At 72.9% G+C, this 23,645-nt stretch carries 27 protein-coding genes; 15 read left to right on the top strand and 12 right to left on the bottom strand.

The window, feature by feature from the left end:
* Positions 1–111 precede the first annotated feature (111 nt).
* Entirely contained in the window at positions 112–462 is a 351-nt protein-coding gene (locus ACF1BE_RS19245) for a VOC family protein (protein WP_392200232.1), read from the top strand.
* 73 nt (positions 463–535) lie between these two features.
* A complete protein-coding gene (locus tag ACF1BE_RS19250) occupies positions 536–946 on the top strand; it encodes a MarR family winged helix-turn-helix transcriptional regulator (RefSeq protein ID WP_392200233.1) in 411 nt (136 codons plus the stop codon).
* 107 nt (positions 947–1,053) lie between these two features.
* Here ACF1BE_RS19250 and ACF1BE_RS19255 read toward each other — a convergent pair whose 3' ends face one another.
* From ACF1BE_RS19255 to ACF1BE_RS19275, 5 genes are all read right to left on the bottom strand, one after another.
* A complete protein-coding gene (locus ACF1BE_RS19255) occupies positions 1,054–1,458 on the bottom strand; it encodes an SseB family protein (RefSeq protein WP_392200234.1) in 405 nt (134 codons plus the stop codon).
* An 869-nt stretch (positions 1,459–2,327) separates the two neighbouring features.
* The gene (locus tag ACF1BE_RS19260) at positions 2,328–2,879 is read right to left on the bottom strand and encodes a cysteine hydrolase (RefSeq protein ID WP_392200235.1); all 552 of its coding nucleotides are present in this window, start codon (positions 2,877–2,879) and stop codon (positions 2,328–2,330) included.
* A 40-nt stretch (positions 2,880–2,919) separates the two neighbouring features.
* Entirely contained in the window at positions 2,920–4,377 is a 1,458-nt protein-coding gene (locus ACF1BE_RS19265) for a purine-cytosine permease family protein (RefSeq protein WP_392200281.1), read from the bottom strand.
* Positions 4,378–4,624: 247 nt separating this feature from the next.
* A complete protein-coding gene (locus tag ACF1BE_RS19270; RefSeq protein ID WP_392200236.1) occupies positions 4,625–4,948 on the bottom strand; it encodes a DUF2795 domain-containing protein in 324 nt (107 codons plus the stop codon).
* 10 nt (positions 4,949–4,958) lie between these two features.
* Positions 4,959–5,093 (bottom strand): hypothetical protein, encoded by a 135-nt coding sequence (locus ACF1BE_RS19275; RefSeq protein ID WP_392200237.1) that lies wholly within the window; start codon positions 5,091–5,093, stop codon positions 4,959–4,961.
* A 466-nt stretch (positions 5,094–5,559) separates the two neighbouring features.
* Here ACF1BE_RS19275 and ACF1BE_RS19280 point away from each other — a divergent pair, with 466 nt between their 5' ends.
* Positions 5,560–6,369 (top strand): CAP domain-containing protein, encoded by an 810-nt coding sequence (locus ACF1BE_RS19280; RefSeq protein WP_392200238.1) that lies wholly within the window; start codon positions 5,560–5,562, stop codon positions 6,367–6,369.
* A gap of 12 nt (positions 6,370–6,381) precedes the next feature.
* Here the strand turns inward: ACF1BE_RS19280 and ACF1BE_RS19285 are convergent, their stop codons facing one another.
* Together ACF1BE_RS19285 and ACF1BE_RS19290 are read right to left on the bottom strand one after the other, a co-directional pair.
* On the bottom strand, positions 6,382–8,145 hold the full coding sequence (locus ACF1BE_RS19285) for a sigma-70 family RNA polymerase sigma factor (RefSeq protein ID WP_392200239.1): 1,764 nt from the start codon (positions 8,143–8,145) through the stop codon (positions 6,382–6,384).
* 233 nt (positions 8,146–8,378) lie between these two features.
* Complete coding sequence (locus ACF1BE_RS19290) at positions 8,379–9,056, bottom strand: DUF4232 domain-containing protein (protein ID WP_392200240.1); 678 nt, start codon at positions 9,054–9,056, stop codon at positions 8,379–8,381.
* Between the two features lie 268 nt (positions 9,057–9,324).
* Here ACF1BE_RS19290 and ACF1BE_RS19295 point away from each other — a divergent pair, with 268 nt between their 5' ends.
* Both ACF1BE_RS19295 and ACF1BE_RS19300 read left to right on the top strand, forming a co-directional pair.
* The gene (locus ACF1BE_RS19295; RefSeq protein ID WP_392200282.1) at positions 9,325–10,398 is read left to right on the top strand and encodes an NAD(+)/NADH kinase; all 1,074 of its coding nucleotides are present in this window, start codon (positions 9,325–9,327) and stop codon (positions 10,396–10,398) included.
* Positions 10,399–10,636: 238 nt separating this feature from the next.
* Positions 10,637–11,137 (top strand): peptidylprolyl isomerase, encoded by a 501-nt coding sequence (locus ACF1BE_RS19300; protein ID WP_392200241.1) that lies wholly within the window; start codon positions 10,637–10,639, stop codon positions 11,135–11,137.
* A gap of 66 nt (positions 11,138–11,203) precedes the next feature.
* Here the strand turns inward: ACF1BE_RS19300 and ACF1BE_RS19305 are convergent, their stop codons facing one another.
* Positions 11,204–11,983 (bottom strand): thioesterase II family protein, encoded by a 780-nt coding sequence (locus ACF1BE_RS19305; RefSeq protein ID WP_392200242.1) that lies wholly within the window; start codon positions 11,981–11,983, stop codon positions 11,204–11,206.
* A gap of 213 nt (positions 11,984–12,196) precedes the next feature.
* On the opposite strand from ACF1BE_RS19305, the gene ACF1BE_RS19310 reads away from it, so the two are divergent.
* The 9 genes from ACF1BE_RS19310 (at position 12,197) to ACF1BE_RS19350 (ending at position 20,586) form a co-directional block, all read left to right on the top strand.
* The gene (locus tag ACF1BE_RS19310) at positions 12,197–12,844 is read left to right on the top strand and encodes a transcriptional regulator (RefSeq protein ID WP_392200243.1); all 648 of its coding nucleotides are present in this window, start codon (positions 12,197–12,199) and stop codon (positions 12,842–12,844) included.
* 10 nt (positions 12,845–12,854) lie between these two features.
* Positions 12,855–14,021, top strand: a complete 1,167-nt coding sequence (locus ACF1BE_RS19315; RefSeq protein ID WP_392200244.1) for an alanine racemase — start codon at positions 12,855–12,857, stop codon at positions 14,019–14,021.
* A gap of 56 nt (positions 14,022–14,077) precedes the next feature.
* Complete coding sequence (locus ACF1BE_RS19320; RefSeq protein WP_392200245.1) at positions 14,078–15,046, top strand: threo-3-hydroxy-L-aspartate ammonia-lyase; 969 nt, start codon at positions 14,078–14,080, stop codon at positions 15,044–15,046.
* Positions 15,047–15,215: 169 nt separating this feature from the next.
* Positions 15,216–15,476 (top strand): GlsB/YeaQ/YmgE family stress response membrane protein, encoded by a 261-nt coding sequence (locus ACF1BE_RS19325; protein WP_121790226.1) that lies wholly within the window; start codon positions 15,216–15,218, stop codon positions 15,474–15,476.
* A 126-nt stretch (positions 15,477–15,602) separates the two neighbouring features.
* Positions 15,603–15,845, top strand: a complete 243-nt coding sequence (locus ACF1BE_RS19330) for an acyl carrier protein (protein WP_392200246.1) — start codon at positions 15,603–15,605, stop codon at positions 15,843–15,845.
* 105 nt (positions 15,846–15,950) lie between these two features.
* A complete protein-coding gene (locus ACF1BE_RS19335; RefSeq protein ID WP_392200247.1) occupies positions 15,951–16,895 on the top strand; it encodes a Rieske 2Fe-2S domain-containing protein in 945 nt (314 codons plus the stop codon).
* A gap of 302 nt (positions 16,896–17,197) precedes the next feature.
* A complete protein-coding gene (locus ACF1BE_RS19340) occupies positions 17,198–18,397 on the top strand; it encodes a hypothetical protein (protein ID WP_392200248.1) in 1,200 nt (399 codons plus the stop codon).
* An 11-nt stretch (positions 18,398–18,408) separates the two neighbouring features.
* Positions 18,409–18,999: a hemerythrin domain-containing protein gene (locus tag ACF1BE_RS19345; RefSeq protein WP_392200249.1), complete on the top strand. Its 591-nt coding sequence runs from the start codon at positions 18,409–18,411 to the stop codon at positions 18,997–18,999.
* 492 nt (positions 19,000–19,491) lie between these two features.
* Positions 19,492–20,586: a glutamate--cysteine ligase gene (locus ACF1BE_RS19350; RefSeq protein WP_392200250.1), complete on the top strand. Its 1,095-nt coding sequence runs from the start codon at positions 19,492–19,494 to the stop codon at positions 20,584–20,586.
* Positions 20,587–20,764: 178 nt separating this feature from the next.
* Here the strand turns inward: ACF1BE_RS19350 and ACF1BE_RS19355 are convergent, their stop codons facing one another.
* From ACF1BE_RS19355 to ACF1BE_RS19365, 3 genes are all read right to left on the bottom strand, one after another.
* Positions 20,765–21,229, bottom strand: a complete 465-nt coding sequence (locus ACF1BE_RS19355; protein WP_392200283.1) for an SPW repeat protein — start codon at positions 21,227–21,229, stop codon at positions 20,765–20,767.
* Between the two features lie 107 nt (positions 21,230–21,336).
* A complete protein-coding gene (locus ACF1BE_RS19360) occupies positions 21,337–22,035 on the bottom strand; it encodes a hemerythrin domain-containing protein (RefSeq protein WP_392200251.1) in 699 nt (232 codons plus the stop codon).
* Positions 22,032–22,205 (bottom strand): hypothetical protein, encoded by a 174-nt coding sequence (locus tag ACF1BE_RS19365; RefSeq protein WP_392200252.1) that lies wholly within the window; start codon positions 22,203–22,205, stop codon positions 22,032–22,034. Before ACF1BE_RS19365 ends, ACF1BE_RS19360 begins: the two co-directional genes overlap by 4 nt.
* Before the next feature lie 450 nt (positions 22,206–22,655).
* Here ACF1BE_RS19365 and ACF1BE_RS19370 point away from each other — a divergent pair, with 450 nt between their 5' ends.
* Positions 22,656–22,961 carry a hypothetical protein gene (locus ACF1BE_RS19370; protein ID WP_392200253.1) on the top strand — a complete coding sequence of 102 codons (306 nt, stop codon included), beginning with the start codon at positions 22,656–22,658 and terminating at the stop codon, positions 22,959–22,961.
* A 245-nt stretch (positions 22,962–23,206) separates the two neighbouring features.
* On the opposite strand, the gene ACF1BE_RS19375 is transcribed toward ACF1BE_RS19370, so the two are convergent.
* Positions 23,207–23,551 carry a hypothetical protein gene (locus tag ACF1BE_RS19375; protein ID WP_392200254.1) on the bottom strand — a complete coding sequence of 115 codons (345 nt, stop codon included), beginning with the start codon at positions 23,549–23,551 and terminating at the stop codon, positions 23,207–23,209.
* Between the last annotated feature and the right edge of the window lie 94 nt (positions 23,552–23,645).

The following is a 23,645-nucleotide window of genomic DNA, read 5'->3' on the forward strand; positions in this document are numbered from 1 at the left end:
GTGGGGGCCGTAACCGGTCAGGATCGGAGAAGCCGTGGCGGGATCTCAGGCCCTAGCTTGAGAACACCGGCGGGAACCCGTCGGGCCACGCACCCCGAAGGAGTGAGTCCCATGACAGCGGGTCTCCAGACGATCATCTACCCCGTGCGGGACCTGGACCGGGCCAAGGCCCTGTTCTCCGCGCTGCTGGGCGTCGAGCCGTACGCGGACGAGCCCTACTACGTCGGCTACAAGGCCGCCGGGCAGGACGTCGGCCTGGACCCGAACGGGCACGCGAAGGGCATGACCGGACCGGTGCCGTACTGGCACGTCACGGACCTCGGGAAGCGGCTCGCGGCCCTGCTGGACGCCGGCGCGGAACTGCTCCAGGACGCCCAGGACGTCGGCGGCGGCCGGCTGATCGCCTCCGTCAAGGACAGCGACGGCAACCTGGTGGGGCTGCTCCAGGACCCGGCCGTCTGAGGCCCGTGGCCGCCCGGACCGCACCATTAGTTGCACACTCAACGACTGGCCGGATCGGTGCTACGGTGCCGGTATGGCAGTCAAGACGGCCGAGACCCGGCTCGAGGAACGCTGGCGGGACATCCTCACGGTGCACGCGCGCACGATGTGCGAGATCGACCGCGTCCTGCATCCCCATGGTCTGGGCGCCAGCGACTTCGAGGTGCTGGACGTCCTGGCCACCGAGTCACCCGGAGAGCGCGACCGGTGCCGGGTGCAGGACCTCGTCGGCCGGGTCCATCTCAGCCAGAGCGCCCTGTCCCGGCTGATCGGGCGGCTGGAGAAGGACGGCCTGGTGGAGCGCTCCGTGTGCGCGGAGGACCGGCGCGGGGTGCGGGTCGCGCTCACCCCCAGGGGCCGCGCGCTGCACGCCGAGGTGCTGCCGCTCCAGCGGGCCGTGCTGCGGCGCATGCTGGCCGAGCGGGAGGGCCCCAGCGGCGGCTGAGCCCGCCCGGCGGGATATTCCCACCGTTGTGGCGGGACGGACGGCGGCGGCCGGGCCACGGCGCCGGACGCGCCTTCACTCCCCTCCCGGGGGGACCGGGCGTGGGCTCAGCGGACGAGCAGGGTACGTACGCCCTGCGAGGTGAGGGTCAGTCCGTGGGCGGAGCTGCCGTCGATGGCGAGGGAGAGGTCCTCGTCGGGCCACTGCGAGGCGAGTGCGCCGAGCGGGATCAGGCGGTAGCGCGACACGTACGGCAGCAGCTCGGCCATCTCGCCCTCCGAGGTGAACACCGGGACGATCTGGTCGCCCCCGGGCTGTTCGAGGACGGGCAGCGCCACCGTCGAGGCGTCGACGCCCTCCCCGTTGACCGCGTCGTCCGGGACCGGGACGAGTACCTCACTGTGGGCGAGGGTGTCCAGGGCGGTCTGGTCCTCGGCGTTCACGGCGAGCGCGTCCAGTGCCCGCTGGGCCGGCGTCGGCGTCGGCGAGTCGTCGTGTGCGGGTATGTCCATGGCAGATCCCCAGGTAGCGGCGGTGTTACGGGCGGCCGGGCAGGCTGCCGCCCGGACGTGCTCCGCCTCGCGTACCCGGTGGGGTCCGCGGCATGCGTGGGGAGCGGCGGGAGGTCACCGGGCGGGCCTGGTGGACCGTGTGGGCGCGGTCGTCACCTTCCCGGGGCGGGGCGCGGGCGAGCGACGCCGGGCCGGGGCCGCCCCGGTTCCCGCTGGGTGACCGGCCGGCAGCCGGGGCTCAGGTCGTCCGGTGTTCCGCGGGGGCGCGTCCTCGTTCCCGCGCGGTGCCCGTGGCGGCTCGGCCGAAGGCGAGGGCCGGCCCGACGTGACCGGGTCGAACAGGCCGACGACGCGCACGGCGCAGGGGCCGCAGGCCGTCCGGCCGGTGCGCCGGACGGCCAGGAACCACTTCCCCGGGACGCGTCGCAGCCACTCCGCCCCCGGGCGTCGATCCGCCGCCCCGGGCACCCGCCGTTCCCGGTGGTCGGGTCGCGGCCCGGTCCACGGCAGCGCGTCACTGGGCGCGTCACCGCCAAGACCCCGGGCGGGCAGCTCGTGGATGCCGGGCACAAGCGGCGGGAAACCGCGTTCGCAGCCATGAGGGTCCCGTCCCCGGCCGCCTCCCGGGTCCCCTCCACGCAGACGAACCCCTCCCCCTCCGGGGGACGTGGGAACCCTTGCCGGTGCGGGTGGTGATCAGGCCCGGCCCGGTCGGTTCGGCGCGGGCCGCGTGGATCGTCGTACGGCTGACGCGGAACCGTTCGGCGAGGGCGTGTTCGCCGGGCGACCGCGGACCGGCCGGGTGGCCGCCGGCCCGGAACTCCCGGGGGGAGTCCCGCTGACCTGATGGTGCTCGACGGGGACGACGTTCACGGCCCGGCCTCCGCACGCAGGCCGGCGATGGTGGTGATCCGGATCAGCGGCCGGTACAGCTCCATGGTGCGCAGCGCCCTGAGATGGGAGTCGTCGTCCACGCCGGCGCAGGCGTCCGCCACGACCAGCACCTCGGTGCCGGCGTCGGCGGCGGCGAGGGCGGTGGACAGCACGCAGCAGTCGGTGCTGACGCCGGCCAGGACGAGGCGGCCGTCCGAGCCGACGCGTTCGGCGAGTCGGGGCGTCCACTTGCCGAACGTGGCGGTGTCCAGGACGTGGTCCGCCGAGCGGGCGAACTCGTCGGTCAGCTCCCAGAGTCGGGCGTCCGGGGGCTGACGGGCGAACGACCACTCGTCGTAGTAGGCCCGCCAGGCGCCGGCCGGCCGCGCGGGGGCCAGGAAGCGGGTGAAGGTGACACGGCCGGCGAAGCCGGGCAGCAGGGCGCGGACGCCCGCTGCCGCGTCGGCGTAGCGCGGGGTGCCCCAGGGGCTCTCCGGGTCGGCGAAGACGCGCTGCATGTCGATGACGACGAGATGCCCGGCTGTCATGCGTCCGGCACCGCCCCGGGGACGGCCGAGTGTCCGGCGGTCATACGGGGAACACCTCCCCGTCGGGCACCGGGCTCGGCGCCTGTGCCTCCTGGGCGCGTACCCGGCCGCGGCCCGACAGCAGCGTGCCGAGGAAGCCGAGCGCCAGGGCGATCAGGACGCCCAGGTTGGCGTACGCCCAGGCGCCGGTCCTGCCGCCGAGGCCGAAGGGCTCCAGGAGATAGCCCTGCCAGGTGAGCCAGCTCGCGGCGGTGTTGGTGACCAGTCCCCAGCCGGCGGCCGTGGCGGTGAGGGTGAGCAGGAGGGGCGGCAGCGGGATGTTGCCGTAGCGGCCGTGCGGCCGGAAGAGGTCGCCGTCGTCGTAGTCGCGGCGGCGCAGGGCGAGGTCGGCGAGCATGACACCGGACCAGGCGGCGACGGGCACACCGAGCGTGGTGAGGAAGCCCATGAACTGGCCGAGGAAGTCGTCGGTGAGGAACACGATGTAGATCGCGCCCGCGATCATCAGGACGCCGTCGAAGAACGCGGCCACGTAGCGGGGGACGCGCAGTCCGGCCGAGAGCAGGGCCAGGCCGGAGGAGTAGATGTCGAGGACGGCCCCTCCGACCAGGCCGAGGACGGCGACCACGGCGAACGGCACCAGGAACCAGGTCGGCAGGATCGTCGTCAGCGCGCCGATCGGGTCGGCCGCGACAGCCGTGCTCAGCTCCTCCGAGGAACCGGCCAGCAGCAGGCCGGAGACCAGGAGGAGCAGCGGGGCCAGGGAGGCGCCGAAGGTGGTCCAGCCGACCACGCCCCGCCCGGAGGAACCGCGGGGCAGGTAGCGGGAGTAGTCGGCGGCGGCGTTGACCCAGCCGAGCCCGAAGCCGGTCATCATGAACACCAGCGCCCCGATGAACTCCTGCGCCGACCCCGCCGGGACGGCACTGACCGTGCTCCAGTGGACGTGGTCGGCGACGAGGACGACGTACACGACGGTGAGCACGCCCGTGAGCACGGTGATCAGTGTCTGTAGCCGCATGATCAGGTCGAAGCCCATGACGCCGCCGACGACGGTCAGTGCGGCGACCACCATGAGGGCGACGGCCTCGGTCCAGGTTCCGCCGCCCCGGCCGAGGCGGCCGAAGACCGTCGCGGTGGCCATGGTGGCGAGTGCGACGAGGACGGTCTCCCAGCCGACGGTGAGCATCCAGGAGACGACGGACGGCAGCCGGTTGCCGCGCACACCGTACGCGGCCCGGCTCAGCACCATGGTGGGTGCCGAGCCGCGTTTTCCGGCGACCGCGACGAAGCCGCAGAGCAGGAAGGAGCCGACGATGCCGAGCGCACCGGCGGTGAGGGCCTGCCAGAAGGAGATGCCGAAGCCGAACGCGAAGGCGCCGTAGCCGAGGCCGAGCACGGAGACGTTCGCGCCGAACCAGGGCATGAACAGCATGCGCGGGGTGCCCCTGCGCTCCGCGTCCCCGATCACGTCGAGTCCGTGCGTCTCCACCTGGATCGGGCGACCGGTGGCTCCGCTGCCGAGGGGGTCCTGGGAAGCGGAGTCCCGCGGAGAGGCCGTCACCGAGCCACCTGCCCTACCTGTCCGGACATGTTCGCTGACGCTAGATCGGCGCCCCGGGAGCGTCAAGGCGGCCCCGGGCGACGCGGGTACGAGCCGCAGGCGAACCGCCCGGCCGTTCGACCGGGGTTGCCGGGAGCCGGTCGGGACGGGCGAGCAGGCAGGCAGGCGGACCGTGCGCGCTTCAGCGGTCGAACTCCTCGTGGATCGGGGTCTTCGGTTCGTCCCGCAGGTGCTGCGCGACCCCGGGTCTGCCGCGGTGCCGGGCCTGTGGCGCCCGCTGCGCGGCGTCGTGGCCCAGGTCGGTGTCCGGGTCCGCCCGGAGCGCCCGCACCACCGCCTCCCGGCCGCCGTACTCCTCGGCGGGAATGCCGTACAGCGCCCTGACGACCTCCTCCGAGGCGCCCGCCTCCCGCGCGGCCGAGAGCAGCCTGTCCCTGCCGGCCGGGTAGGACACGTCGTTCAGCGCGTCCAGCACCTCGGGGACGCCGGTGTGTGTCGCGCCCATGACGCCTCCCTCACGCGTCGTCCGCTTCCTCGTCGTCCGGGTCCGCCCCCTCCGCCTGGGACGGGGTGGTGCGCGGCGGCTGCTCCGTCTCGGGAGCGTCGTCCTCCCGCTCGCCCTCGGCCTGGGACGGGGTGTTCTCGCTCATCGGATCTCCTTCTGCACGGGTCGGACGGGTGTCACAGGTCGCCGGGTACCCGTGCGCCACACGCCCCTCACCTGCCGGCCTCCCCGCTCCGCCGCCGACGGGCCGGCGTCCCGCCCGTCGGGCAGGGACGAGACATCCATCACACCGAGGTCGGCCACTAAGCGCTCCGCATAGTAGGAAGCACCCTGATGACATAAGGGATTTGTCCGGCTTGCCGTGTGCACGACCACATCGCGTACGGCGGCGCGCCGGCCGTTCAGCACCCCATCTGGTTCGCCGCCGTTACCGCCTTTCTGACGGTCAGACACGAACGCGCAAACGTCACTGTCGCGAAGTCAGCACCTTCCGGCCCGCCTGACAAGGGTCGAGCGGACCTACTAGGCGAGCTAGTAAGAGGGGCTCTTTGCGCTGTCTGTGAAGGCGTCCCGAGAATGAGCGCTCGGCGATCACCGAGTGAGGTTGACGTATGGGCCAGCACCGCAGAACGAAGCACTACCGGCGGATAGTCATGACCGCCCTCGCCATCGGCGCCGTGGGCGTACCGTCCGTCGCCCTGGCCTGTTCCGAGTGGCCGTACGGCCCCGACGAACAGTCGCAAGCCGCCGCGACGAGTGCACCCGTCGGGCAGTGGCAGTACGCGCACCGGCATCACCACCGCAACGGTCAGGACGCCGGAGTGCCGCGGACCACGCCGCCGCCCACGCCCCGGGCCACGGCCCCCGCGAGCGCCCCGAAGAGGACCACGGCCCGTCCGACGGCCCACCCGAGCCCGACCGAGAAGGCCACCACCCACGCGCCCGAGAGGACCGTTGCTCCCGGGACCCCCACGGCCACCGCCTCGGCGCCGGCCTCCGCGGCCCCTGCCGCACCGAGCACCCCGAAGCCCACCGCCACGGCCTCCGGGGTGACCGCCGAGATCGTGCGGCTGGTCAACGCCGAGCGGGCCAAGGCCGGCTGCCGGGCCCTGACCCCGGACTCGGCGCTGACCCGAGCCGCGCAGGCGCACAGTGCGGACATGGCGGCCCACCAGAACATGTCGCACACCGGTTCCGACGGGTCGGCCCCGGGCGACCGCATCACCGGTGCCGGCTACGCCTGGAGCAGCTACGGCGAGAACGTCGCGTACGGCTACAGCACGGCGGAGCAGGTCATGGCGGGCTGGATGTCCAGCCCGGGCCATCGGGCGAACATCCTCAACTGCTCGTTCCAGGAGATCGGCGTCGGTCTCGCGCAGCCCGGCAGCTACTGGACGCAGGACTTCGCCACCGCCCGGTGAGGGGTGCCGGCGTCAGAGTCGGGTGCCGAAGTCCTGGGTCCACCACGGGCCGCCCGAGCCGTTGTGGACGCCCACGCCGAGGTTCTTGAACGAGCAGTTGAGAATGTTGGCGCGGTGACCGGGGCTGTGCATCCAGGAGTTCATCACCGTCTGCGGGGTCTGCTGGCCCTGGGCGATGTTCTCGCCGTAGGTGGACCAGCGGTAGCCGGCACCGGTGATGCGCTCGCCGGGGCCGGCGCCGTCCGGGTTGGTGTGGTCGAAGAAACCGCGCGCGGCCATGTCGTCGGAGTGCCCCTGCGCGGCCTTGTCCAGCTGCGCGTCCTCGGTGACCGAACCGCACCCGGCGGCCGCCCGCTCCTTGTTCACCAGGGCGACCACCTGCGCCACCGTGCCCGCGGGCGCCGGGGCCGGCGCCGGCTGTGTCCGCGCGGGCGCGGTCCGGGTGGCGCTCGGCGTGACGCGCGTGGTGCGCTGGGCCTTGGACGTACTGCTCGTGCGGGCCGGACTCGGGCTCTTGGAGGCGCTCGCCTTCTTCGAGTGCGACGCGGACGGTGACGGGGACGCCGACGGCGACGACGAGGTGTCCACGGCCCGGGGGGCCGCCATGTCGACGACGGGAGCGCCGGTGGTGTGCGCGGCGGTGCCGTTCCCGGAGTGCGGCCCGGAGCCGGTGCCGAAGTACCAGAGGCCGCCACCCGTGACGCAGGCCGCGACCACGGCTCCCCCGACGGCCCGGCGCCGGTTGCGCCGGCGTCGGCGCGCCTCGTCGCGGGCCGTCGTTCGCCGGCGACCGCCCCGGGTGCCCGTACCGGTACCGCCCGTGCCGCCCGGTTCCGCGCCGGCGTCGCCCGCGTCCGGGCCGGCGTCCCCGGCCTGCCCGGCGTCCGCGGCCAGGCGGGCGGTTTCCGCGTCCGGCGCGGCGGGTGCGGCCGAGCCGGTCGTGGTCATGCTGGTGATGGTCATGCCGGCCGTGGTCGTGCCGGCCATCGCGGAGCGTACCGTCGCGAGCAGCGCCGGTGACGCGGCGACCAGCGCCAGTCCGGCCAGCAGCCCCTCCGCGGGCAGCAGACCGCTCCACAGTCCGCTGCACCGCGCGCAGTCGCGGGCGTGCCGGGCTATTCGCTTGCGCCACAGGGCGGAAGGCAGACCGTCCCAGGAGCCCAGTACACCGCGCAGTTCCGCGCAGGCCGGCCGGGTGTCGAGCGCCCGTACGACCACGCGGGCCGACTCCAGTCTCGCCTTCATCCGCTGCACCCGTACGGCGGTGTGCTGCGGCGGCACGCCCAGCGCCGCGGCGACCTCGGCCCGGGTCAGTTCACCGGCGCACTCCAGCCACCACAGCGACAGCACCTCCCGGTCGTCCGGTTCCAGCCAGCGGGTGGCGCGGGCGGTCTCCTGACGCTGGCCGGACAGCTGGAGCCGGACGATGGTCAGGTCCACGAAGTCGGCGCCCGGGTCCGCGACGTCGGCTGCCTCCTCGACGGCGCCGGGGGCGAGCTGCCGGTCCTTCCAGTGCGCCCGGACCCGGTTCATCGCGATGGCCACGAGCCAGGAGCGGAAGCTCTCGGCCGTCCGCAGGTCGCCGAGCGCGTCGAGGGCCCGGAGCATGGTCTCCTGGACCACGTCGTCGACGTCGACCGAACCGTTCAGGGCCCGCCCCACGATGTTGTACACGAGCGGGAGGTAGGCGCTGACCAGGGCGTCCTGCGCGGCCGAGTCTCCCCCTCGGGCGGCGTCGACCAGTGCCGCCGTGTCCACCGTGTGCTGTGTCCTCATCAGAGCTTCCCTGTCCTCGACGCCGAACGATGCTGTCCGTTACCAGGGAGACCGCTGGGCGCGGTGCCGATAACAGTTCTTCGGAAAATCGTTCGAGGTGAGACTCACAGGGGCGGCGCCACGACCGCAATGGAGGAGATCACACAGCGGCGGGCCCCCGGCCCGGCGGAGAACGGCGGCCGGGCGGGGGCACCGGTGAGGTCAGGACACCGGTCGGTGCGGTCTCCGCCGGATCAGGAGGGCTTCACCGACGAGACCGCCGTCGCGGTGACCTTGTTGTCGCACTCGGCGAACAGCCCGTCCTTCAGGGCGACCTGGTGTGCTCCGGCACCGGGCAGGCCGACCACCAGCGTCGGGAACACGGAGGGCGTCGCGCCGGACACGCAGTACCCGTCTCCCTCACCCTGCACCTGCACGAAGGTCAGCTTCAGCCAGGCCTTGCCGCCCGGGGCCACCCGCACGGCGGACGCGGTGCCCTTACGGGTCACCTTCAGCGGGACGGAGTGCCGGGGCGAACCGTTGCCCGCCCCGGCCACCGTCGGGTGGCCCCGCAGCACGCACGCCTTCGCGGAGACGTTGGTGAACTGGACGATCGCCGCCCCGGTGCCGGTGCCCCTGGGGCGGTCGGCCGCCTGGTACGCCGTCACCTTCAGCGCCTTCGCCGCGCAGACCGGCGCGGTGGCGGCCGGGGCGGGCACGGCTGACGCGGGCCGGGTGGCGGTGGCGGTCCGGATGACGGTGGCGGTGGAGGAAGGGACCGCGGTCGAAGTGGCGCTGGAGGAAGGGGCCGTGGCGGCCGGCGCCCCGGCAGCCGGCGCCGCGCTCGCCGACTGACAGGCCGTCAGCGACAGGGCGGTGACGACGGCGGCCAGGGCCGCCGCGGTGACGTGGCTGGTGTGTCGGTTCTGCATGGGGTCCCCCGTTGTCTGCGGTGTGTGTCCAGGACGACCGGCGGCGCCGGTACTCACGTGCACAGACCGGTCGCCGGGGGCCCGGGTTCCCGTGTGGCGGTCCTGTGACACGGCCGTGACGGGATCAGGGCCGGTTCGGCACACCGGCCGGACCGGGCGGGAGGCTTCCGCGTCACGTCCCGGGCGGCGTGGCGCGCGCCGGGCGGGTCCGGTCCGCGGCGAGGATGGCAGCCGGGGACGAGCCGGCTGGGAGGCGGGTGTGGCGGACATGACGGTGAACCGGGTCGGCCTGGTCGTGCACGGCGGGCGCGCCGAGGCGGTGGCCGCCGCCCGGGCGGTGCGTGAGTGGTGCGCCGAGCACACGGTGGGCTGCACCGACATCGACGTGTGGCGGGAGGGCGCGCGGCACAGCGCCCGGGAGGAGGTCGAGGCCGCGGGCGATCCGGACCTGGTCGTCACCCTGGGCGGTGACGGCACGTTCCTGCGCGGTGCCCGGCTGGCGGCCGAGAACGACGCGATGGTGCTCGGCGTCGACCTCGGCCGCGTCGGCTTCCTGACGGAGGTCCCGGCCGCGGCGGTGCGGGCCGCGCTGGACGCCGTACGGGAACGGCGGATCACCGTGGAGAGCCGGATGCTCCTCACCCTGCGGGCGTCGTGCCGGCTGGAGGTGCCGGCGCAGATGGAGGCGCTGCTGCGGTACGGCCGCGGGCCGTTGCTGCCCCCGCCCCGGGTACGGACGGACTGTGCGGCGGGCGGGGACTGGGGTGTGGCCCTGAACGTCACCGCGCTGAACGACGTGGTGGTGGAGAAGCTGGCGCGGGACCGGCAGGTGTCGGTCGGGGCCTATCTGGCCGGCCGGCTCCTGGCCGCCTACTCGGCCGACGCCCTGCTGGTGGCCACGCCCACGGGATCCACCGCGTACAGCTTCGCCGCGGGCGGCCCGGTGGTCTCGCCCCGGGTGGAGGGACTCGTCTTCACGCCGGTCGCGCCGCACATGGTGTTCAACCGCTCGGTCGTGGCGGCGCCGGACGAGCCGATCGCGCTGCGGGTGCTGGAACGGTCGGGCCAGGCGGCGGTCAGCATCGACGGCCAGCTGCGTGGCGTGCTGAGCCCCGGGGACTGGGTCGGCGTGTACGCGGCGCCGCGCCGGCTGAGGGCGGTCCGGCTGGGTCCGACGGACTTCTACGGCCGGCTGCGCGAGCGCATGAACCTCACCGACGCGCCGGCCGCACTCGCCGACGGGGCCGCGGCTCCGTTGTGGCCGCTGACCACACCGCCGCCGGAGGACCTGGCCCACCTGGCCATGCCGCCGGCGCCCGACGACGCGCCGTGGCCGTCCTGACCGGGCGGGCCGTCCTGAGCTGCCGGGCCGCCCGGAGGGGACGCGGCCGGCGTCGGCCCTGACCCGGATGGCCGTTCGACGCCCGGGGCGCTGCCGCGCCGGGTGTGCCCTCTGTGGTCATATATTCCCTGGTGCGCGCGAGCGGTCTGAATCGTCGTGGTCCTCGCTCGCACCGGAGAAACGGCCGCCCGGCCGTACCGTAGGCGTGGGCAAGCCCCACGGGAACAAGGAGATTGTGATGTCGTCCGTCGAGCTGAACACCAACTTCGGCCGTATCGTGCTGGAGCTCAACGACGCCGAGGCGCCCAAGACCGTCGAGAACTTCCTGACGTACGTGCGCAACGGCCACTACGACGGCACGATCTTCCACCGGGTGATCCCGGGCTTCATGGTCCAGGGCGGCGGTTTCACGCCGGACATGTCCCAGAAGCCCACCCTCGCCGCGATCCAGAACGAGGCCGACAACGGCCTGAAGAACAACGCCTACACGGTGGCGATGGCGCGGACGAGCGACCCGCACTCCGCGACGGCCCAGTTCTTCATCAACGTGTCGGACAACGCCTTCCTCAACTACACGGCGAAGACTCCGAACGGCTGGGGTTACACCGTGTTCGGCCGGGTCATCGAGGGCCAGGACGTCGTCGACTCCATCAAGGGCGTCAAGACGGGCAGCCGGCAGGGTCACCAGGACGTTCCCGCCGAGCCCGTGGTGATCGAGTCCGCCAAGGTTCTCGGCTGACCCACACCACGCGGGCGGCACCGCTGTGCCGGTGCCGCCTGTGTCGTCCCGGGCCGCCGGCGCCGCTCAGGCCACCGCTCCCGCGGCGGGCCCGAGCCGCCGTAGCGCGGCCGTGACCTCGGCCAGTACGGCCTCCTGCTGCGCCACCAGATAGAAGTGGGCGCCGGGGAACACCCGCAGCTCGAACGCCCCGTCGGTCTCCTCGGCCCAGGTGCGGGCCTCGTCGAGGGTCAGCCGGGGATCGGCGTCGCCGGTCATCGCGACGACGGGGCAGCTCAGCCGTGGGCCGGGAGTGCGCCGGTAGGTCTCCACCGCGCGGTAGTCGGCACGCAGCACGGGCAGGACCATCCGCAGCAGCTCCTCGTCCTCCAACAGGGCCGCGTCGGTGCCGTCGAGCTTGGTGACCTCCGCGATCAGCTGCGCGTCGTCGCCCTGGTGGACGGTCTCCGTCCGCACGAGGGACGGGCCGCGGCGGCCGGAGGCGAAGAACATCGCGGGGGGCCGCCCGGCGGCCTCGAGGAGCCGGGCCAGTTCGAAGCCGACCAAGGCGCCCATGCTGTGGCCGAACAGGGCCAGCGGTGTGTCGTCCCCGTCGTCCAGCGCACGGAACACCCCCTGCGCGAGTTCCTGTACGGAGCCGGCCAGGGGTTCGTCGCAGCGGTCCTGGCGGCCGGGGTACTGCACCGCGCGCGCGTCCACCGCGGGCGAGAGCGCCTTGGAGACGGCGAAGTAGAAGCTCGCGGAGCCGCCGGCGTGCGGCAGGCAGAGCAGCCGCGGCGCGCCCGGCGTCGCCTGGTGGAAACTGCGCAGCCACAACCGGTGCTCTGCGCCGGGCCGTTCGACCATGGGTCCCCCTCGTCGGACTGTGCTGGAACGGGTTGCGCGAAACGTGTACGTACAGACGGTACTTGGCCGACGGCTCCCTGCGCGGGGCGGGCGACGCCCGGGGACGACGCGCTCCCGGCCGGCGGCAAGGGGGTGGACACCGGCCGGACGACTTCTTAGCCTTGCTGTCCAGAGTTGGACGACAAGTCGAAGGCCGAGGGGAGGAGAGCATCCGTGGACGACCTCGCGGAGGGCGCGGAGGAGGCGGACGAGCACCTCGTCCGGGAGGCCGAGAAGATCGCCGTCGCCCTGGGCCGCATGTTCCCGGGGCTGTGCGAGGTGGTACTGCACGACCTGCGGACCCCGCGCCACGCGGTCCGGGTGATCGAGAACAACCTGTCGGGGCGTCAGGTGGGTGACTCGGTCACGGAGTTGGGCCTGGCCCGCATCGCCGACCCCCAGTTCCCGAGCGTCCTCCAGAACTACCCCAACCGCTTCCCCGACGGCCGCCCCGCGAAGAGCACGTCCATCGGCATCAAGAACGCGGCCGGCGAGTACGTCGCGGCGCTCTGCCTGAACCTCGACGTGTCCGTCCTGTCCCCGGTGACCCTGGCGCTGTCGAATCTCGTGGCGACGGATACCGAGCACCGCGACGAGCCGCTGGAGACCCTGCGGGACCGCAACGCCCGCGAGCTGCGGCAAGCGGTGGAGGCGCACGCCGCGGAGCGTGCCGCGACGCCCCGCTCACTGAGCCGGGAGGACAAGAAGACGCTCGTACGGCAGCTTCGGCGCGACGGCTACTTCGCGTCGCGCGACGCCGCACGGACCATCGCGGACCTGCTCGGCGTGTCCCGGGCGACGGTCTACAACTACGCTCAGTGAGGGCCCGCCCATGACCGCACGCCCCTCCCCCGCCGCCCCGACCCTGGCCGGCCCCGACACCCCGTTCGCCGTGGTCGACGTCCAGCGGACGCGGCGCAACATCGCCCGCCTGCGGGCCAGGGCCGACCGGCTCGGCGTTCCGCTGCGCCCCCATGTGAAGACGGCCAAGAGCCTGGACGCCGCCGCCCTCCTGCACGACGGCGCCCCCGGCCCCGTCACCGTCTCCACCCTCGCCGAGGCCGAGGCCTTCGCCGGCGCCGGCTACACCGACATCACCTACGCCGTCGGCATCGACCCCCACAAGCTCCCGCGTGTCATCGCCCTGTCGCGCCGCGGGGTCACCCTGCGGGTCCTGCTGGACAGCACCGAACAGGCGCGGTTCGTCGCAGCGGCGGCGCGCGAGGCCGGCATCGCCGTCCCCGCCCAGATCGAGATCGACTGCGACGGCCACCGCGGCGGACTGAAGCCGGACGCCCCCGAACTCATCGCCATCGGCGGCATCCTGGACGACGCGAGCTGCCTGGACGGTGTCCTGACCCACGCCGGCGAGTCGTACTTCGCCCTCACCGACGGGGAACGGCGCCTGGCGGCGCGGAACGAACGCGACAGCGCCGTCGCCGCGGCCGGCCGGCTGCGCGCCGGCGGTCTGCCCGTGCACACCGTCAGCGTGGGCTCCACCCCCACCGCCCACGCCGCCGAGGACCTCACCGGCGTCACCGAACTGCGCGCCGGCAACTACGTCTTCTTCGACCTGGTGATGGCCGGCCTCGGCGTGTGCACCGTCGACGACCTCGCCCTGTCGGTCGTCGTCACCGTCATCGGCCACCGCCCCGAGTACGGGTGGATCATCACCGACGGCGGCTGGATGGCCATGTCCCGTGACCGCGGCACCGCCGCGCAGGCGCGGGACCAGGGCTACGGTCTGGTCGCCGACCTGTCCGGCAGGCTGATCCCCGGCCTGGTCATGACCGCCGCGAGCCAGGAGCACGGCACCCTCACCGCCCGCGACGGCGGCACGCTGCCCGGCCTCCCCGTCGGCACCCGCCTGCGCGTCCTGCCCAACCACGCCTGTGCCACCGCCGCCCAGCACCGGGGCTATCACGTCGTGGACGGCTCCCGGAGCACCGTCGGCGCACCCGCGATCGAGGCGTTCTGGCCCCGCGTCACCGGCTGGTGACCTGCCACCGGCGTCACCCGGTACCCCGCCCCCTCTCCACCACCCAAGGACCCCGTATGGCCGCCGTACCGCCCGTTTCGTTCGACGACGTCCGCGAGGCCGCCGTCCGCCTGGAGGGCATCGTCCACCGCACCCCCGTCCTCACCTCCCGCACCCTGAACTCCCTCGTGGGCGCCGAGGTGTTCATCAAGGCCGAGAACTTCCAGCGGGCCGGTGCCTTCAAGTTCCGCGGCGCCTACAACGCCGCCGCCCAACTGCCGCCACAGCGACTGGCGAAGGGCATCGCGGCCTATTCCTCCGGCAACCACGCCCAGGCCACCGCCCTGGCCGCCCGCGAACTGGGCACCACCGCGGTCATCCTGATGCCCGAGGACGCGCCCCGATCCAAGCGGGAGGCGACCGCCGGGTACGGGGCGGAGGTCGTCACGTACGACCGTTACACGCAGGACCGCACCGCGCTGGGCCACGCCCTGGCCGCGGACCGGGGCCTGGCCCTGATCCCGCCCTACGACCACCCGCACGTCATCGCCGGCCAGGGCACCGCCGCTCTCGAACTCCTGGAGGAGACCGGCGCGCTGGACGCCCTCGTGGTGCCCGTGGGAGGCGGCGGCCTGATCGCGGGCAGCGCCACCGCCGCCACGGCACTGCACCCGGGCATCCGGGTCATCGGCGTCGAGCCGGAGGCCGGTGACGACACCAAACGCTCCCTGGAGAGCGGCGTACGCGTCACCGTCCCGGTCCCCCGCACCATCGCCGACGGGCAGGCGCTGGCCACGCCCGGCGAGGTCACCTTCCCCGTCAACCAGCGCCTGGTCGACGGCATCGCCCTGGTCAGCGACGCCGAGATCGTCACCGCCATGCGCTTCGCCTTCGAGCGACTGAAGATCGTCCTCGAACCGAGCGGCGCCACACCCCTGGCCGCCCTTCTGGCCGGCCGTGTCGACAACCCCCCGCGGCGGATCGGTCTCATCGCGTCCGGCGGCAACATCGACACCCGGCGCTTCACCGAACTCCTCACCACCTGACCGGCCCTGTCCGGGCCGTCGGGCCGACTCCCGCCGCCTCAGCGGTTCCTGTGCCGCCGGCGGGCGAAGAGGTCGCCTCGACAGATCTCTTCGCGATACGCAGGCGTAAGCCCTCCTTCCAGGGGCACGTGAGGATCAACGGACTTCGTGCACTGTGGAAGGAGAAGTCGTGTCGTTCTTGTGGGCCATCATCGCGGGACTGATCATCGGACTGCTGGCCAAGCTGGTCCTCCCGGGGCGTCAGCCCATCCCGCTCTGGCTGACGGTCATCATGGGCATCATCGGGGCGGTCGCCGGCAACGCACTCGCCACTGCCTTCGGCGTCGGTGACACCGGCGGCATCGACTGGATCCGCCACATCTTCCAGATAGGTGTCGCAGCCCTCCTCATCGCTTTCGTCACCCCGCTCTGGGCCCGACGACACGCGTGAAACCCCGCGTGAGAAGTCCCCGTCAGCCACCCGCTGCCGGGGACTCACTCATGTACGGGGCGTTTCGGTCCCCGAAAAGGCGGAACCCAGCCCTTGTCCCGATTCCGAGATGTTCCAGGAGGACTCATGGCGACAGGTGAGACCGGGTTCAGTGACGTCGTGTTCGACCTCATCTCCGTGCAGTACCACTCCCTGAAGGCCGGACACGACTACGGCCAGTACGTGCGCGACGCGGAGAACGCGGGCAAGAAGGAGATCGCCGACTTCTTCCGCAGCGTCATGGAGCAGGACTCGGAGCGCGCCGCCCGCTGTCACCGGTTCCTGGCCGCACTGTCCGGCACGGAAGACGCCGGTCCGGCGGTTAGCTGACGGCACACCCCCGCCCACACCGCGGGCCGGGGGACGGAAAGAGGCGGCTGCCGAACCGGCAGCCGCCTCCGTTTGCTGTCCGGGGAGCGGGGGACCCGGCCGCTCATGAGCACTTCGCCTCGTCGCCGCGGCCGTTCCCCGCGGCAGAACAGATTCCTTCGGCTGCTGGACCGGCTGGAACGGGACCCTCGGGCCGACCGTGTGATCGACGCCCTGCGTACGGGGATGCGGTCCCTGCCGCTCGGCGCGGCACGTGACGCGCTCCACGGCAGGTGGCTGGGCCATCCGGTGCATCCGCTGATGGTGCAGGTGCCGATCGGGAGCTGGCTGTCCGCCGCGGTGCTGGATCTGCGGCCCGTACGCTCCCCCGGTTCAACGCTGCTGATCGGCGTCGGGCTGGCGACGGCCGCGCCCGCCGCCCTGGCCGGTGCCGTGGACTGGGCGGAACTGCACCCCGAGCAGCAGCGCATCGGTCTGGTGCACGCCCTGGCCAACACGGCGGCCGTGAGCCTGTACGGCGTCTCGCTCGTCCGCCGTCTCCAGGGGCGCGAAGCCGCGGGCCGCGCGTACGGGTTCCTCGGGCTGACCGCGGTCGGACTCGGCGGAGCCCTGGGCGGGCATCTGGCCTATCGCCAGGCCTCCGGCGCCAACCACGCCGAAGAGGTTCCGCACGTCGTCACCGAGGGCTGGCACCGCGTCGGCCCCGTCGACGCGTTCCCCGCCGGACAACCCGTGCGGTGCGGCGTGGACGACGTCCCCGTGCTGGTCGTACGGGAGGCCGGGGGGACGCTGCACGCGCTGGCGGAACGGTGCAGCCATCTCGCCGGGCCGCTGTCGGAGGGCACGGTCGCCGACGGATGCGTCCGGTGCCCCTGGCACGGCAGCGTCTTCCGGCTCTCGGACGGCCTGAACGTACACGGTCCCGCAACCGCGCCCCAGCCCGCCTTCGACGCGCGGACCGTCGACGGTCACGTCGAGGTGCGTCTGCGCCGGCCGAACCGGGACCACGGATCGCCGACGGGGCGGCAGGGGGACGCGCGGAGGACCTGACCCGGAGCGGTTACGGGCGCCGCCCGCGGCGGGTGACAAGTCCGCCGCGGGTGCGCGCACGAACCGCGCGCCGGCCGTCGGGGCCGGCGCGCTCCGCTCGTACAGGTATCGATTCAGTCATCTCATACGCCACTCACGATGTCACCTCGCATGGCCCACCTGGGCGAACCATGTGTCACCCGAGCCCCACCGGTGGCTGAAACACGCGTGTGACGCCCAGACTCGATGACGGGCCTGTGCCCCTTCTCCCTGGCGGGGTACCCACCGGCCCACGACTCGCCCTGCTCTTGGAGGCACCTTCCATGACGTTCAACCCACTCGAGCAGCGGGGTATCCCGCTCGACCGCCAGCTGCGCAGCTGGCGGGAGCTGAACGTGCAGCCGATCGACCCCGACCGCTGTGACCCGTACACCCGATGCCGGATCATCACGATGAACGGGATCGAGGTGGAGGCCATTCTCTTCAGCCACCAGCTCGCCCGCCACACCCCCGACCCGGAGCTGAAGCGGCAGCTCGCCCGGACCCGGTACATCGAGGCACAGCAGCAGAAAGTGGTCAACTGGCTGCTGCCGGGAGTCTCCTCGGTGCTGGAGACGACGATCGCCTACGAGCAGGTCGCGGTGGACCTGACGGCATGGGTGGCACGGATGGAGCCGGATCCGTACCTCAAGCAGGCGTACCAGTTCGGTGTGCTGGAGGACTTCGACCACCTGTACCGGTACGCGAACCTGTACGAGATGATCGAGCACCGCAAGGCGGAGTCGATCGTCGACAACCTCACCGAGGTCATGCCGGGCCGCCCCACGCGGTACCACCACCGCGACCCGGTCGACAACGTCCGTGACCCGTACGACAAGACCACCACGAACCCGCTGTCGAAGCTGCACGCGCTGACGATCATGTCGGCGGAACAGCAGACGATGAACTTCTACATGAACACCGGCCCCACCTACATGGAGCCGATCGCCCGGCAGCTCTACCAGGAGATCGGGCTGATCGAGGAGGAGCACGTCACCCACTACGAGTCCCTCGTCGACCCGGGCGAGACCTGGTGGGAGCAGCTGGTCAACCACGAGTACAACGAGTGCTACCTGTACTACTCCTTCATGGAGCAGGAGAGCGACCCCAGGGTGAAGGCGATCTGGGAACTGCACCTGAACATGGAGCTGGAGCACCTGCACGTCGCGTGCGACCTGATGCGCCGCCACGACGGCCGCGAACCGCAGGAGGTCCTGGCTCCCGAGCTGCCCAACGTGCTCACCTTCGAGCCGAACAAGCAGTACCTGCGCGAGCTGCTCGACACCCAGATGGACCTGACCACCCTCGGGGCGGGCTACGTCCGCGAGGCCCACGAGCGGTTCGAGAGGATGCAGGAGCGGATCCACGGCGGCGAGGAGCCGCCGAGCGACCGGGTCATGGCCGAGCACGACGTGATGTTCGGCCGCGAGTACCGCGTGCAGTCCGAGGGCGAGCACCCCGACCCCGCCCAGCGCGAGAAGTGAGGCGGCCGCACATGTCCGAGCTGCACACCCCGCAGGCCGGTGACGACCAGGCGCCCGATATCGATGTCGTCGCCCTGCTGATGCGTCAGCACGGCGACATCCGCAACCTGTTCGACGAGGTCGAGCGGAGCGAGGGCGAGGAGCGCCGCGAGGCCTTCCGTCGCCTCGTACGGCTGCTCGCCGTGCACGAGACCGCCGAGGAGGAGGTCGTGCACCCCTTCGTCCGGCGGGCGGTGTCGGGTGGGGAGCAGATCGTCGAGGACCGCCTCGCCGAGGAGAAGTCCGCCAAGGAGACCCTCGCGGCGCTGGACGACATGGACACCGACGACCCGGCGTTCATGCCACAGCTGAGGAAACTGCGCACGGACGTGCAGGAGCACGCGCGGGCGGAGGAACGCTACGAGTTCTCGCACATCCGCCGCAGCACCGACGTCACCAACCTCGCCACCATGGCCAAAGCCGTCAAGGCCGCCGAGGCCATGGCCCCCACGCGGCCCCACCCCGGCGTCCAGACGGGCGCGGCCAACGTGGCCCTCGGCCCGGTGGCCGCTCTCATGGACCGCACCAAGGACGCCGTCCGCAAGGCCATGGGCAAGCACTGAGCCACCCCGCGCACCCGCGGCACCGCCCGCACGCGCCTGCCGACCGCTGAGGGCGGTCCGTGGCCGGCGGGCGCTCTCGCGGTGTCCGAAAGCGCCCGGGGCGTCCGGGATCCCCCCTGGGCCCTTTCGTTCGGATCATGCCGGGTTCGCGGGTCCTGGCACCGCGCCTCGCCGCGTTGTCGTCGGTTGCCATGGCTCCGCCATGGCGCCCTCCTCCGCCGTGCGATGCACGGCACCAGGACCCGCTCCCTGATCCGGCCCGATCCGAACGAAAGACCCTGGCCGGGAGCGTCCGGGGTTTCCGGGAACGTCCGGGACCGCCGCTCGCCCGGCACCGGGTGCGCGGGTGGGTTTGAGGGCGAATCCATGGTGGCACTTGGATCGTCCCCGCACAGGATCGGGGCGGCGCCGGGGACGGAGCGGCAGCGCCCCGGCCGAAGGGCGTGCCCCGTTGCCTTCCAGGCAGCGCGCCGCGGGAACGGGAGGCCCAGAATGACGACCGTCGGTGTCGAAGAGGAGTACCTGCTCGTCGAGCCGGCCAGTGGCCGGCTGGCGGCGCGCGCGGAGAAGGTACGCGCCGCGGCCGGCCTCGAGCCGTTCGTCGCGCCGCGGGAGATCCAGCCGGAGCTGCTGCAGGCCCAGGTCGAGGTGGCCACTCCGGTGTGCGGGTCGCTGGACGAGGTCGGCGGCCACCTGCTGCGTCTGCGGCACGCCGTGGCCGGGGCGGCCGAGGCGCACGGCTGTCGTCTCGTGGCCAGCGGTACACCGCCGCTGCGCCAGGCGCTGCCCGTCCCCGTCACCGACCAGGCCCGTTACCGCGCCATGCAGCAGCAGGCGCCGCAGCTGGTGGCCGAGCAGATGGTCAACGGCATGCACGTGCACGTCGCCATCCCCAGCCGGCAGGTGGGCGTGCGGGTACTCAACCGGATCCGGGGCTGGCTCCCCGTCCTGACCGCCATGTCGGCGAACAGCCCGTTGTGGGAGGGGCACGACACCGGATTCGCCAGCTGGCGCACCGTGGTCTTCGACCGCTGGCCGGTCAGCGGCGTCCCGCCGTGTTTCACCGACGAGAGGGACTACGACCTGCGGGTGCAGCGGCTGCTGTCGACGGGGGTGATCGGTGACACCGGCCAGCTGTACTGGCAGGCCCGCATGTCCGAGACCTATCCCACCGTCGAGATCCGCTGTCTGGACGTGCAGCTGCGCACGGACGAGGCCGCGATGTTCGCCGGCCTGGTGCGCGCCCTGGTCGACACCGCGAGGGAGGAGGCGGCGGCGGGCAGGGAGGCGCCGGACAGCCCTCCCGAGCTGGTGGACGTGGCGATGTGGCAGGCGGCGCGGTACGGGCTGAGCGGTGATCTGATCCTTCCCGGGGGCGAGCGCTGCCGGGCGGGCGACGCCGTGTACCGGCTGGTGGCGCACATCGGTCCGGCCCTGGACGCGGCCGGTGACACCCGCGAGGTGACCTCGCTGGTCCACCGGCTGCTCCAGCAGGGCACCGGGGCGGACCGTCAGCGGCAGGCGCTGGCGGACGGCGGCCCCGACGCCGTCATCGACATGCTCGTCGAGACGAGTGGCATGCCCTGACGAACGGCATGTCCTGGCGGGCGCGGCCGCACGCGCGGGGCGTGGTCGGACCATGGGTGCGGAGCCCGTATGTGCGGGGCCCACACGTGCGCAGCACACACGAGCGGGGCGCGTCCGCCGGGCGGCTCACCCGGCGTACGCGCCCCGTACCGTCAGCCGTGACCGGCCGGTCAGCCGGTCAGCCGCGACCCGACGCGTAGGGCGCGGACCTGTCGCGCCGGGCGTGGGACGACTCCGCCGCCCGGGCGGCCGCGCTGGCGGCCAGCGCCAGCAGCAGGGCCAGCGCTCCGGTGATGATGTTGTTCACGATGGTCCTGGTGGTGCTGACGTCGCCGGCCACCACCCACGGCGCGATGATGGCCCACAGGCCCAGGGCACAGGCCGCCCAGGCCATGCTGTGGGTGCGTTCGTAGGCGCGGCCGAAGCCGCCGCTCATCAGCAACGCATAGGCGATACCGGTGACCAGGTTGGTGACGGCCAGCGTCGACAGGTTGTTGAATCCGGTGATCCACGGCGACGCGGCGAGGTACAGGCCCGTGAGCAGTGCCAGTGTCTCGATGGCCTGGCCCTGGTTGGTGGAGGTCGCGCGCTCGGCCATCTCGTGGCGTTGGCGCATGTCGATGATGTCCGGGTGCGTCTCCATCGTCGGCTTGGGAGAAGTTGCCATGATCCTCACCTTCACAAGGTGGTCTGTCTGGTCTGTAGGGAGTACCCGGGTCGCGGCCGGAACGGCGCGGGCCTGGCCGCCGGTCACGTGGATCCGCGCGCCTTCCTCGGGCGGCACCGGACGGCGCGCACCAGCAGGGCGACGACGGCCGCGGCCACGGCCGCGCCGGTGAGCGTCACGGCCGTGCGGACCGTGGGCGTGATGCCGGAGACGGCGTCACGGATGCGGTCGAAGACGCTGAGGGGGACGCCTCGCACCGCGTTGCCGGGCGGGCGGCGGGGCACGCCGGGGTGAGGGCGCGTCGGGGCGGTCACCCGTACGGCTTCCCAGGCGGCTCCGATCCGCCGCAGCCGGCGGTCGTCGAAGGCCTCGCGCAGGCGCGGCAGGAGTTCGTCCTCCTCGTCCCGGATGTCCTGGCGGATGAGAGCGAACGCCTCCTCGATCCAGGCCGTGCGCCGGGGGTCGTCGACCGATCTCTCGACCTTGGCGATCAGATCGTTGATCGCCTGGTGTTCCTCCTCGACCCGGCCGGTGAGGCTCGCCCCGTCGGGGGCGACGCGGCGCAGCACCGGCCACAGAACGGTCTCCTCGGCGAATGCGTGGCTGAACACCAGTTGCACGATGTCCTGCCACAGCCGTTCCAGGTCACGGCTCGGACCGTGTGCGGCGGCGTAGCGCCGCATCATCGCGTCGAGCCGGGCGTGGTCGCGGCGCTGGCGCATCAGGACACTGCCGTCGCCTCCCAGCGCCGTGGCGTCCCGCTGCGCGATCGAGACGGTCATGTCTCCGCCTGTGTCGACGTGTCCCCGGCGTCCGTGGCGCCGTCCTCCTCGCCGCGGGAAGCGCCCGACGCGGACTCGGGCTGCCGGCCCTCTTCCTCGGGGTGCACGTCCTTCTCACCGGTGACCTGCTCCAGCGGGCTGGATGCCTCGCTCTCCTGGGGGCTGCTCATATCGACTCCTCGCGGAACGTTGTACTGGCGCTCGGGTCCCCACATTTCCGGCGATTCACCCCTGGCATTCGGTAATTCGACGAGCGTTCCCCACCGCCCCTTCCGATGCGCACGTGCCGTCGCCCGCCTCCCTGCCGCTCCCCCGCGCGGTGACGCCCGGCGCGGCGCCAGGTGCCACGCGACGTGCCCCGCGGGCTGGGTGTCTGTGGTGCGGGGGCGCGGTCAGGCTCCGGAGGAGGGTTCGGGAAGCCGGCACCCGCGCCGGCCGGGTACGGCCGGGCCGCGTCAGTCCGTGCTGTCTGCCGTTCTCCGTCCGGAGCGCCCGTACGACCCAGCTGCCCTGGTCCCCTGAGGAGGAAGCCGTCCAGGTTGCCGGCGGCACTCGCGAGCAGGTCCGTGTTCCGCTTCCGTCGCAGGAGGAACTGGACGCCCGCAACCGGTTGTTCGGGCATGCCGGGGTGTCTCGCGCTCAGGACGTACTGCTCGCGCGCCAGCGGCCCCGCCTCCACCGAGGAGGCGTTCGCCCTGCTGAGGAACACCTTTGCCCGGTTCGACGTCAAGCTGCACGCACCGGCCGATGCGGTCGTCCGCACGCCCGCGCCCGACCGGGACACGGCTTTGCGGTTCCCCGGCCGCGCCCGTCGCAACGCGCTTCCGCTGACCGGGACCGCTCTCGACAGGGGCGCGCGGAGCAGTCAGGGAGAGCTGTACACGGCCACCGCCGCATGCGTCCGATCTTCCGGCGGCGGCCCGTGAGGCCCCGCCGGATGCGAGCGGGGATGCGTCCGCCGACCGGGCGATGCCTGCACCGGCGGGCGCAACAGCTGTCAGCTCTCACGAGGTGACGGCCTTCGCCTGACTGCCCAAGCGAACCCCTCACAAGGCCCGGGCCGGCTGTGACAGCCGGCCCGGGGCTCGCTCGCCCCCACACTGCCAAAGAACGGGTGGGACGTACAGGGAGGTGGGCGGACCGTCCGGCGAGGCCGACGGGCCGTCGTGCGTCAGCCCGTCGGGCGGGGCTGTGCCGGATTCTCGGGGGTGCCGTGGGACGGCGGGTTCATCGCGGGGCCCGTGGTGGCGGGCGACACGGCGGAACCGGTGTCGGGCGCGGGCGCCTGCTCGGGAGCCGGCGCGAGCGGTGAGCCGCCTGACGGCTGTGCGCCCTCGCGCAGTTCCTGCAGCCGGGCCCGGACCACCTCCACGACGGGAAGCCGGTTGCCGTGCGCTTCCTCATAGGTCAGCACTTCGCGCAGGCCCGGCTCGTCGAGCGTACGGATACGGTGCTGGAGGCTGCCCAGCGGAAGGTGGTCGTAGTCCGGCAGCGGCAGTGCCTCGTGTCCTGGCACGTGCGTCCCGGTCTTCGCAGCTCACGCCCTGCCGGGAAAGCAACCAGCATGGTTCGGCGTTCAACTGAATGCGGGTGCGGAGGGGACAGTGTCC

The sequence above is a fragment of the Streptomyces sp. NPDC014991 genome (genome assembly GCF_043080665.1).
In the GTDB taxonomy this organism is placed as follows: Bacteria; Actinomycetota; Actinomycetes; order Streptomycetales; family Streptomycetaceae; genus Streptomyces.

Bases quoted from the DNA above. Each gene is read 5' to 3' on its own strand.
- ACF1BE_RS19355 (WP_392200283.1), bottom strand. From the start codon at position 21,229: ATGGAGACGCACCCGGACATCATCGACATGCGCCAACGCCACGAGATG.
- ACF1BE_RS19280 (WP_392200238.1), top strand. From the start codon at position 5,560: ATGGGCCAGCACCGCAGAACGAAGCACTACCGGCGGATAGTCATGACC.
- ACF1BE_RS19320 (WP_392200245.1), top strand. From the start codon at position 14,078: ATGGCCGCCGTACCGCCCGTTTCGTTCGACGACGTCCGCGAGGCCGCC.
- ACF1BE_RS19340 (WP_392200248.1), top strand. From the start codon at position 17,198: ATGACGTTCAACCCACTCGAGCAGCGGGGTATCCCGCTCGACCGCCAG.
- ACF1BE_RS19295 (WP_392200282.1), top strand. From the start codon at position 9,325: ATGACGGTGAACCGGGTCGGCCTGGTCGTGCACGGCGGGCGCGCCGAG.
- ACF1BE_RS19260 (WP_392200235.1), bottom strand. From the start codon at position 2,879: ATGACAGCCGGGCATCTCGTCGTCATCGACATGCAGCGCGTCTTCGCC.
- ACF1BE_RS19330 (WP_392200246.1), top strand. From the start codon at position 15,603: ATGGCGACAGGTGAGACCGGGTTCAGTGACGTCGTGTTCGACCTCATC.
- ACF1BE_RS19345 (WP_392200249.1), top strand. From the start codon at position 18,409: ATGTCCGAGCTGCACACCCCGCAGGCCGGTGACGACCAGGCGCCCGAT.
- ACF1BE_RS19335 (WP_392200247.1), top strand. From the start codon at position 15,951: ATGAGCACTTCGCCTCGTCGCCGCGGCCGTTCCCCGCGGCAGAACAGA.
- ACF1BE_RS19275 (WP_392200237.1), bottom strand. From the start codon at position 5,093: ATGAGCGAGAACACCCCGTCCCAGGCCGAGGGCGAGCGGGAGGACGAC.
- ACF1BE_RS19290 (WP_392200240.1), bottom strand. From the start codon at position 9,056: ATGCAGAACCGACACACCAGCCACGTCACCGCGGCGGCCCTGGCCGCC.
- ACF1BE_RS19270 (WP_392200236.1), bottom strand. From the start codon at position 4,948: ATGGGCGCGACACACACCGGCGTCCCCGAGGTGCTGGACGCGCTGAAC.
- ACF1BE_RS19245 (WP_392200232.1), top strand. From the start codon at position 112: ATGACAGCGGGTCTCCAGACGATCATCTACCCCGTGCGGGACCTGGAC.
- ACF1BE_RS19360 (WP_392200251.1), bottom strand. From the start codon at position 22,035: ATGACCGTCTCGATCGCGCAGCGGGACGCCACGGCGCTGGGAGGCGAC.
- ACF1BE_RS19250 (WP_392200233.1), top strand. From the start codon at position 536: ATGGCAGTCAAGACGGCCGAGACCCGGCTCGAGGAACGCTGGCGGGAC.
- ACF1BE_RS19255 (WP_392200234.1), bottom strand. From the start codon at position 1,458: ATGGACATACCCGCACACGACGACTCGCCGACGCCGACGCCGGCCCAG.
- ACF1BE_RS19350 (WP_392200250.1), top strand. From the start codon at position 19,492: ATGACGACCGTCGGTGTCGAAGAGGAGTACCTGCTCGTCGAGCCGGCC.
- ACF1BE_RS19305 (WP_392200242.1), bottom strand. From the start codon at position 11,983: ATGGTCGAACGGCCCGGCGCAGAGCACCGGTTGTGGCTGCGCAGTTTC.
- ACF1BE_RS19365 (WP_392200252.1), bottom strand. From the start codon at position 22,205: ATGAGCAGCCCCCAGGAGAGCGAGGCATCCAGCCCGCTGGAGCAGGTC.
- ACF1BE_RS19370 (WP_392200253.1), top strand. From the start codon at position 22,656: ATGCCGGGGTGTCTCGCGCTCAGGACGTACTGCTCGCGCGCCAGCGGC.
- ACF1BE_RS19285 (WP_392200239.1), bottom strand. From the start codon at position 8,145: ATGAGGACACAGCACACGGTGGACACGGCGGCACTGGTCGACGCCGCC.
- ACF1BE_RS19315 (WP_392200244.1), top strand. From the start codon at position 12,855: ATGACCGCACGCCCCTCCCCCGCCGCCCCGACCCTGGCCGGCCCCGAC.
- ACF1BE_RS19300 (WP_392200241.1), top strand. From the start codon at position 10,637: ATGTCGTCCGTCGAGCTGAACACCAACTTCGGCCGTATCGTGCTGGAG.